This window comes from Acidobacteriota bacterium (genome assembly GCA_012517875.1).
GTDB lineage: Bacteria > Acidobacteriota > JAAYUB01 > JAAYUB01 > JAAYUB01 > JAAYUB01.
On the sequence record JAAYUB010000032.1, the window covers coordinates 37,653 to 45,627 of the forward strand.

General features: G+C 67.1%; 9 protein-coding genes. 8 read left to right on the forward strand and 1 reads right to left on the reverse strand.

What is annotated here, in order from left to right; genetic code table 11:
• Positions 1 to 12: 12 nt before the first annotated feature.
• The 8 genes from GX414_04795 to ftsY all read left to right on the forward strand — a co-directional run bounded on the left by GX414_04795 (position 13) and on the right by ftsY (position 7,493).
• Positions 13 to 483: a hypothetical protein gene (locus GX414_04795; protein NLI46405.1), complete on the forward strand. Its 471-nt coding sequence runs from the start codon at positions 13 to 15 to the stop codon at positions 481 to 483.
• Positions 480 to 1,619 (forward strand): (Fe-S)-binding protein, encoded by a 1,140-nt coding sequence (locus tag GX414_04800; GenBank protein ID NLI46406.1) that lies wholly within the window; start codon positions 480 to 482, stop codon positions 1,617 to 1,619. Before GX414_04795 ends, GX414_04800 begins: the two co-directional genes overlap by 4 nt.
• Before the next feature lie 63 nt (positions 1,620 to 1,682).
• Complete coding sequence (locus GX414_04805; protein ID NLI46407.1) at positions 1,683 to 2,414, forward strand: PASTA domain-containing protein; 732 nt, start codon at positions 1,683 to 1,685, stop codon at positions 2,412 to 2,414.
• Positions 2,411 to 3,073 carry a ribulose-phosphate 3-epimerase gene (locus GX414_04810; GenBank protein NLI46408.1) on the forward strand — a complete coding sequence of 221 codons (663 nt, stop codon included), beginning with the start codon at positions 2,411 to 2,413 and terminating at the stop codon, positions 3,071 to 3,073. Before GX414_04805 ends, GX414_04810 begins: the two co-directional genes overlap by 4 nt.
• Positions 3,074 to 3,108: 35 nt before the next feature.
• Positions 3,109 to 4,104: an outer membrane protein assembly factor BamD gene (bamD, locus tag GX414_04815; GenBank protein ID NLI46409.1), complete on the forward strand. Its 996-nt coding sequence runs from the start codon at positions 3,109 to 3,111 to the stop codon at positions 4,102 to 4,104.
• A 137-nt stretch (positions 4,105 to 4,241) separates the two neighbouring features.
• Positions 4,242 to 5,453, forward strand: a complete 1,212-nt coding sequence (locus GX414_04820; GenBank protein NLI46410.1) for a response regulator — start codon at positions 4,242 to 4,244, stop codon at positions 5,451 to 5,453.
• 192 nt (positions 5,454 to 5,645) lie between these two features.
• Positions 5,646 to 6,515: a biotin--[acetyl-CoA-carboxylase] ligase gene (locus GX414_04825; protein ID NLI46411.1), complete on the forward strand. Its 870-nt coding sequence runs from the start codon at positions 5,646 to 5,648 to the stop codon at positions 6,513 to 6,515.
• Between the two features lie 15 nt (positions 6,516 to 6,530).
• Positions 6,531 to 7,493, forward strand: coding sequence for a signal recognition particle-docking protein FtsY (ftsY, locus tag GX414_04830; GenBank protein ID NLI46412.1), 963 nt, complete (start codon positions 6,531 to 6,533; stop codon positions 7,491 to 7,493).
• A 165-nt stretch (positions 7,494 to 7,658) separates the two neighbouring features.
• On the opposite strand, the gene GX414_04835 is transcribed toward ftsY, so the two are convergent.
• Positions 7,659 to 7,975: pyruvate kinase (locus tag GX414_04835; protein ID NLI46413.1), on the reverse strand; the 317-nt coding region annotated here is incomplete at its 5' end.

The following is a 7,975-nucleotide window of genomic DNA, read 5'->3' on the forward strand; positions in this document are numbered from 1 at the left end:
CCGCGACTGACTATGACACCACCGCGTCTGTACACCCGTCACCTCATCGAAGCACTCGTCGAGCCGGGGCTGGACGATCTCTACGCCGGACTGGTCATCGGCCGGCGCACCCGCCGGGTGGATCTCCCCGGCCGGGTATGCCGGGCCGGAATCATGAAGACCCTGCTCGGCTACGAGGTCAAGTTCGGCAGCTGCCGCAAGAGCTGCCCCGACGAGGTGACCGCCCGCTACCTGGCGATCTTCGGCAGCCTGGGTCTCAACTCGGTTCTCATCCCGTACAACCCGGTGGAGACGGCTGCGGTCCTGCCCGTGATGGAGCGCGCCTACGCTGCGCTGGAGCCGGCGGTCCGAACGTTCGCCGCACAGCACGGGCAACCGGAGCGGACCGCCGCCCTGCGGCGCCGCCTGTTCCGGCGGCTGGCCCAGCGGATCCATACGCTGTCGACCGGCGCGGTGCTCGCCGGCGAGGACGGCGCCCCATGAGCCGTCGGCGCCGCACGGCGCCAACCACTCGGCCGCCGGCCGTACCCGCCGGCGACGCCTCGTGGACATCCCTGCGGGAGTCGCTGGCCGGCTGTGTCAACTGCGGCAAATGTCTGCCGGACTGTCCGCTGTACCAGCTCTCCCGCCGTGAAGAAGACGGTGTCCGCGGCAAGCTCAACGTCCTGCGCTGGCAGATGGACGCAGGGCTCCCCCCGTCGCCCGCCGCCACGCGCCTGTTCTGGCGCTGCCTGCTGTGCCTGCGCTGTCAGGACGCCTGCCCCTCGGGCCTCGAGCTGGTGCGGATCCTGGATGCCGCGCGGACCGCTCTGCACGCCCGCGGCCTGGCGCCCGTCCCCGGCCGGCCGGGCGCGCGGAGGGCCGCCCTCATCGTCCGCGCCGTCCGGCGGAACCGGGCCGCTCCGGTGCGCCTGCCTCTGCGGCCGCGGACGTCCTTACTACCCTTGCCGCCGGTCGGCGACGGCCGTCCGGCGCCGCTGCTGGTAAGCCCTCTGGGCCGCGTGGTGTGGGGAGGAGCGCTGGTCGCCGCGGCGGCGCTCTTCCGTCGGGGCGGCTTCGATCCGGTCGTCCAGGTGCTGCGCGGCCCCAGTCCCGTCCGGCTGCACTGGCGAGGTGACGCCGACGGGTTGCGGACCGTTCTGGCCGCCGCGTTCACCGGCGCCCCGAAGCCGACGACGCTGCTCTTTCTGGAACCGGAGCTGGCGGCTCTGTGGCGGGCGCACGGCGCGCCGGCCCAGGTGATCGATCTGGAGGACTGGCTCCTCAGCGGCGGCGCAGCGGTCCGACTGGATGCCCCACCCGTCACCGCGCTGCCGGCGCCCGTGCCCATGGCCGCTGCCGGCTGGCGGGACTGGCTGGCGCAGTGGCGCGGACTGGCCCCGGCCGCATGGCGGCCGCCGCCGGCCGAAAGCCAGGGGCTACGCGCCGAGCAGCTGGTATCCATTGATCCGCCCGTCGCGCGCGATCTGGCGCGGCGCTGGTTGCGGCTGGCCGGCGCGACCGGCGCCGAGGCGGTGGCGCTCACCTCGCCGCGCACCCAGAGCTGGCTCCGGAGCGGCGGCGACGCCGGCCTCCCGCTGCGACCGCTCGCCATCCTCGCCGCGGGCGGCCCAGCTTGAAATACCTTGAAGCCGCAGGCCAGATGTGCTAATGAATACGGGGCGTTCGTGGACGGGCAATCCATGTCCAGAATCAAACAATTCCTGCTGAAAGTCACTAAGGCGGCCATCTTGACCGCTCTGCCTCTCGCGCTGCTGTTCGTCGGGGCCTTTGTGACCATGCTGATCACCATCCGCGGCCGCGAGGTGATCGTGCCCAACCTGACGGGCATCGAGAAGGATGTGGCCTTGGACCTGCTCAGGAAGAACCGCCTCGGCGGTGTGATCACGGGCTCGCGCTTCTCGTCCGATTTCCCGGCCGGCCAGGTGATCCAGCAGATGCCCGAAGCGAGCAGCCGGGTGAAGGCGGGCAAACAGGTCAAGCTCGTTCTCAGCGAGGGCCGCAAGCAGGTGGAGGTGCCCCGCCTGGTGGGCATGACCCTGCGGGAAGCGCAGGCGGTGCTGGGGCAGGTGGGCCTGCGGATCGGGCTGATCAGTCGCGCGGCCCTGTTGGCTTCGCCCCGCGAGCAGATCGTCGAACAGATCCCGGTGGCCGGCGAGCGGAACATCGCCACGCCCTACGTGAACCTGCTGGTCAACGTCCCGTCCGGCGACTTCAACTACGTCATGCCGGACTTCCGTGGTCTCGAAGCCCACGATGTGACGTCGTTCCTGAACCGGAACGGCTTCCTGCTGCGTCCCACCGAGCACGAGGTCTCCTTCACGCAGCGGCCGGGCTTGGTCCTGATGCACTATCCCGAACCCGGCTATCCGTTCAGCCGGAGTTCACCCATTACGCTGGTGGTGTCCCGATGAGCCGTACACGTTACTTGGCCCCCTCCCTGCTGTCCGCCGATTTCGCCAACCTGGAATCAGCCGTTCGCCTGGTCGAAGCCAGCGGCGCTGCCCTCATCCACCTGGACGTCATGGACGGCCATTTCGTTCCCAATCTGACCATCGGCCCACCGGTGATCCGCGCCCTGCGCCGGATCACCTCCCTCCGTCTCGACGTCCACTTGATGATCGCCAACCCGGAGCGGAGCCTGGACAACTACATCGCCGCGGGCGCCGACATGCTCAGCGTTCACGTCGAGGCCGATCCCCATCTGCACCGCACCATCACCCGGATCCGCGACGCCGGCCGACGCGCCGGCGTGGCGCTCAATCCGGCCACCCCCGCCGCCGCCGTGCAGGAGATTCTGCCCTGGCTGGATTTCATCCTGGTCATGACGGTCAATCCGGGCTTCGGCGGTCAGACGTTCATCCCCACGGTACTGCCCAAAATCCGGGCCCTGCGCGATGCCATCGACCGCCAGGGCCTCAACGTGGACATCTCGGTGGATGGCGGCGTCGGCCCCGACACGCTCCCCCGGCTCGTCGAAGCCGGCGTGACCATCGCCGTGGCGGGCGCGGCCGTGTTCGGGGCGCCCGATCCCGCTGCCGCTATCCGGGACTTGCAGGCTATGCTACAATAGTCGGCCGTTGCCATTCGCCCTGTGGAGGTCCTGCATTGTCCTGGAAGAAATGGTTGTTTGCAGCCGGATTGACCGGCTTGATCCTGCTCACCGCCTGCGGCGGCAAAAAGGCAGGCCTCCAGGAACAGGCGGTCCTGCCGGACAAGACCCTCCACGAAAACGGGCTGGAATTCCTTACCAAGAGCCAGTTCATCAAGGCGCGGCTGTCGTTTCAGACGCTGATCAACACCTACGACGAATCCCCTTACCTGGAGAAAGCCAAATACTACATCGCCTACTCCTACCTGCGTGAGGGGGGCATCGAGAACCTCATCCAGGCGGAGCAGGCGTTCAAGGACTTCAAGCTCTTTTTCCCCGCCTCCGATCTGGCCGACGACGCCCAGGCTCACGTGATCAAGATCAACATGCACATGATGAAGGAACCGAACCGCGACACCACTTACGCCCTGCGGTCCCGGGTTGAAGTGCAGAATTTCCTCAACGAATTTCCAGACTCGCCGCTGGTGAACGAGATGCGGGCGCGCCTGCAATACATCGAGGACACGTTGGCAATGAGCAATTTCCTCAAGGCCAAGTTCTATCATCGCAAAAACTTCTCCAAGGCCTCCGCCTCTCGGCTGCGCGAATGTGTCGCCCAGTACCCGCATTTCCGCTATCGTGACGAGGCGCTCTTCCTGCTGGCGGACTCCCTCGACAAGCTCAAGAACTTCGACGAGAGCACCATTTACTACGCTCAGCTTGCCCGTGGCTTCCCGTTCAGCAAGTACTTTGAAGAGGCGCGCGACCGCCTGCGCAAGCTCGAGAAGCCGGTGCCCGAGGTGGACCAGCGGCTGGCCGAAGAGAACAAGAAGTATTATGAGGAAGGCAAGTCGCTGTTCGGCGGATCCCGGGAGGCCGTCTTCGGCTCCTTCGGCCTCGGTAAGGATGAGCCGTGGCGTCAGATGGAAAAGCAGCGCGACAGGGAAGAGCGGGAGCGTCTGAAGATTGAGGCCGGCAAGACCGAGAAATCGGCTGCCAAGAAGTCCAAATAGGCTGATCCCACCGACCGCCGCCGGCCCGCATCCGGGGAGATTTCCCCTAACTGTATGTATCCGCAAATTTACTTGAGTGACTTTTCGAGTTGTGATGTAATAGATGAAAGTCCGCCAATCCGGATGAGGAGGCGCTGATGGCCCACAAACTGCTGCTCGCCGACGACAGCATCACCATCCAGAAGGTGGTCAGCCTGACCTTCGCCGAGGAGGACTTCGAGGTCATTTGTGTCGGCAACGGCGAGATCGCGATCGAAAAAATCGGCGAGATCCGGCCTGACGTCGTCCTGGCCGACATCTTCATGCCCCGGAAAACCGGTTACGAGGTGTGCGAGTTTGTCAAGCGCACACCCCATTTGCGCCATATTCCGGTCATTCTGCTCGTGGGAACGTTTGAACCGTTCGACAAGAACGAAGCGGCCCGTGTGGGTGCCAACGCCCACGTCACCAAGCCGTTTGAGACCACATCGCTCATCCGGCTGGTGCGGCAGTCGGTATCCAACGCGCCCAAGCCCGAGGCGGCGCCCGCCAAGACGGTGACGCCGCCTGCCCTCGACGCCGATCGGACATTCCAGATCCAGCTCTCGGAGATGGACGAGCGGCTCGGGCGCACCCAGCCCCCCAAGCCGGCCGCTCCCCCTGAGATTTTGGACATCCCGGCCCGGAAAACCCGGGAGCCGGCGCCTCAGGATCTGGAGCGCACCCTGCTCTCCGCGCCCGTCTCGCCGGCAGCTGCACTGGGTCCCGACGAAGTGATCCTGGAGCCCGAAGAGGAACTCATCGTCCCGCCTGCGTCGCCGCAAGCGATGGAAGAGGAGCTGTTCATCCCGGAGGCTCCTGCCATGCCCCCCCCGCCCGCCGCCGAGGCTGAGCTGCTGGCGGTGCCGCCTCTGGCCCGACGCATCCAGCGTCCTCCCGACGAGGACATTCTGGGCATCTTCGAGCTCATCGGCCTAGACCGTCTCATCGCGCGGCAGCACAGCCTCGAGGAGGCAGTGCGTCGTGAGCGTGAGGCCGCCGCGGCCCCGCGGGTCGCCGCCGTGGCCGAGCCCGAACCGGCGGCGCCACCCGTCGAGGCCGAACTCGAGGAAGTCGTGGCGGCTGCTGCTCCCGTGGTCGGCTTCTCCGCCGCGGCGCCCGTCGAGCCCGCCTTCGCCCCGGCCGAGGCACCGACCCCGACCGCCGCGACCGAGTTGACCGAAGACCTGGTCACCCGAATCGCCCGGATGGTCATCGAGCGCCTGAGTGAGAAAGTGGTCCGGGAGATCGCCTGGGAGGTGGTGCCGGATCTGTCCGAGACCATCATCCGCAATGAATTGAAGCGGCTGAAGGACGAGGGCAAGTTCTGACCCGGCCGGCCGCGGCGCGCGGCGGCGACCCGGACGGCCACATCCCCGCGCATCCACCGATGCAATCCGTCCCTCACAGCATCATCCATTGACGGACTGTTGGTTGGCCCACGACCGAGCCGCGGCTGGACGCGTCGCCGATTTTAGGTATAATGTGGTGTTTTCGCCGCATTCCGGCGAGACATGGCAACCATGAATCGCAAACCACATTCACCGCAATCCAGCGCCCCTGCGGGCGCCGAATCGTCCCGGGCCCCCGGCAGCCCGGGCGGCTGCCCCTATGCGCCCATGGCGTGTGAACTGGAAATGTTCCGCCACATCCACCACGTCCGCGGCTTTGGAGAGGTGGACTCCACCAACTCCACGGCCCGCGCGCTCGGGGAGGCCGGCGACATTCCGCCGGGCACCCTGGTGGTGGCCAACGCCCAGCGCGCCGGGCGGGGCCGCCTGGACCACACCTGGTACTCTCCGGCCGGCCAGGGGATCTATGCCTCGCTGTTTCTGGCACCCATGGTGACGCTGGCGCAGGCGCACTGCGTGACCCTGGTGACAGGGCTGTCGGTGGCCCAGGCCCTGTCCCTGGCCCACCCGACGCTGGCCCGCCACCTCGACATCAAGTGGCCCAACGACGTCCTGTGGCAGGGCCGCAAGCTGGGCGGCATTCTCGTGGAGTCCAGCCTCCAGGACAACACCCTCCGGCACCTTGTGGTGGGAATCGGGATCAACGTGGCGCAGACGGCTTTCCCCGAGGACATCCGAACCCGCGCCGTCTCGGTGGCTCAGGCCGCCGGCACCATCGTCTCCCGGCACGATCTGCTGGTGCGCGTTCTGGGCTGTCTCGACGCAAACCTCGGCCGCTTGGGCGACGGCGCCTGGCCGGACCTGCGCCGGCAGTGGGAGGAGTCCTCCTCGTTTGCCCGCGGCCGCAAGGTCAAGTTCTTCGAACGGGGCCGACCGCTCCTGGGCACCACCTGCGGTCTGATGGACGACGGGGCGCTCGGCGTGCAGCTGCGGGACGGTGAGCGCAAGGCGCTCTACCACGGCGAAATATTCGAATACTGAACGGGATGTGACATCATGGTGACCGGCTTCTTCAACAAGCTCAAACACGCGGTCAAGAACACCAAGGACCAGTTGGTGGGCCGCATCGAGAACCTGATCCTGGGCGAGAAGCAGTTCAGCGCCTCGACGCTGGAGCAGCTCGAGACCATCCTCATCGGCGCCGACATCGGGGTCAAGACCACCGAGGAGATCCTGGACCGCGTCCGGCAGGCGGTCTCCCGCGACGCCCTGCACGATTTCGACACTCTGGCCGGCCTGATCAAGGGCACCCTGCTCGAGATCCTCTCCCAGCCCGCCGCGGCGCCGGCGGGCCCGGCCAAGCCGGGGCCGGCCAAACCGATGCCGGTCGCCCCGCTGGACGGTCAGCCGCGGGTGGTGTTCATCGTGGGCGTCAACGGCGTGGGCAAGACCACCACCATCGGCAAGCTGGCGCACCGGCTCAGCCAAGCCGGCCGGAAGGTGGTCATCTGCGCCTCCGACACTTTCCGCGCCGCGGCCATCGAGCAGGTGGAGATCTGGGCCCAGCGCTCCGGCGCGTCGCTGATCAAGAAGAGCCAGGGCGCCGACCCCGCTGCGGTGCTGCACGATTCGCTGGACGTCGCCGCGCGGGACCGCGCCGACGTGGTCATCGTGGACACCGCCGGCCGGCTCCACACCAAAACCAACCTGATGAAGGAGTTGGAAAAGATGCACCGCCTGGCCGCCAAGCGGGTGCCGGGAGCCCCCCACGATGTCTACCTCATCATCGACGCCACCACCGGCCAAAACGGCCTGGTCCAGGCCCGCGAATTTCTCAAGACCACGGGCGTCACGGGACTCATCGTGACGAAGCTCGACGGCACCGCCAAGGGGGGGGTCGTCGTGGCGATCGCCCGCGAGCTCCGGCTGCCCATCCGCTACGTGGGCGTAGGCGAGAAAATGGAAGATCTCATCGACTTCAGTCCCGAGGACTTCGTCGAATCCCTCTTCGCTTCTTAGTCTCTTTCGTAATCATGATTTGTAATCGCAATCGTGCTCGTAATCGTCATCGAGGCTCGGGGCTCGATGCTCAGTAGCGTTTCACGGGCTTCGGAAACAGGTGCTGGGACCTGGGTGCTGGATCCCAGAACCCAGATCATAGTAACCATTCACCCGTTCACTCATTCACCGACTCACCGATTCACCGATTCCCTCTTCCTCCCACGCTTCGACGATTGCGCGCAGCTCCGCCACCGCCGCCACCGGCGCCGGCCCCACTGCCGTCTCTTCAGACAGGATGAAGCCGGTGGCGCCATGCATCAGGGCGTAGTGGAGCGCCGCCCGCTCCGCCCGGGTCACCGCCTGGCCTGCGGCGCCCGACGGCAGGAGACCGCCGGCCAGGAACATGCCCTTGCCCGCCGCGCGCGCCGCCTCGAGCAGCCGCCGCTCGATCCCCGGCAGCCGGGCCGGCGGCACCTGGGTGCCCAGATCGCCGCGGGCAA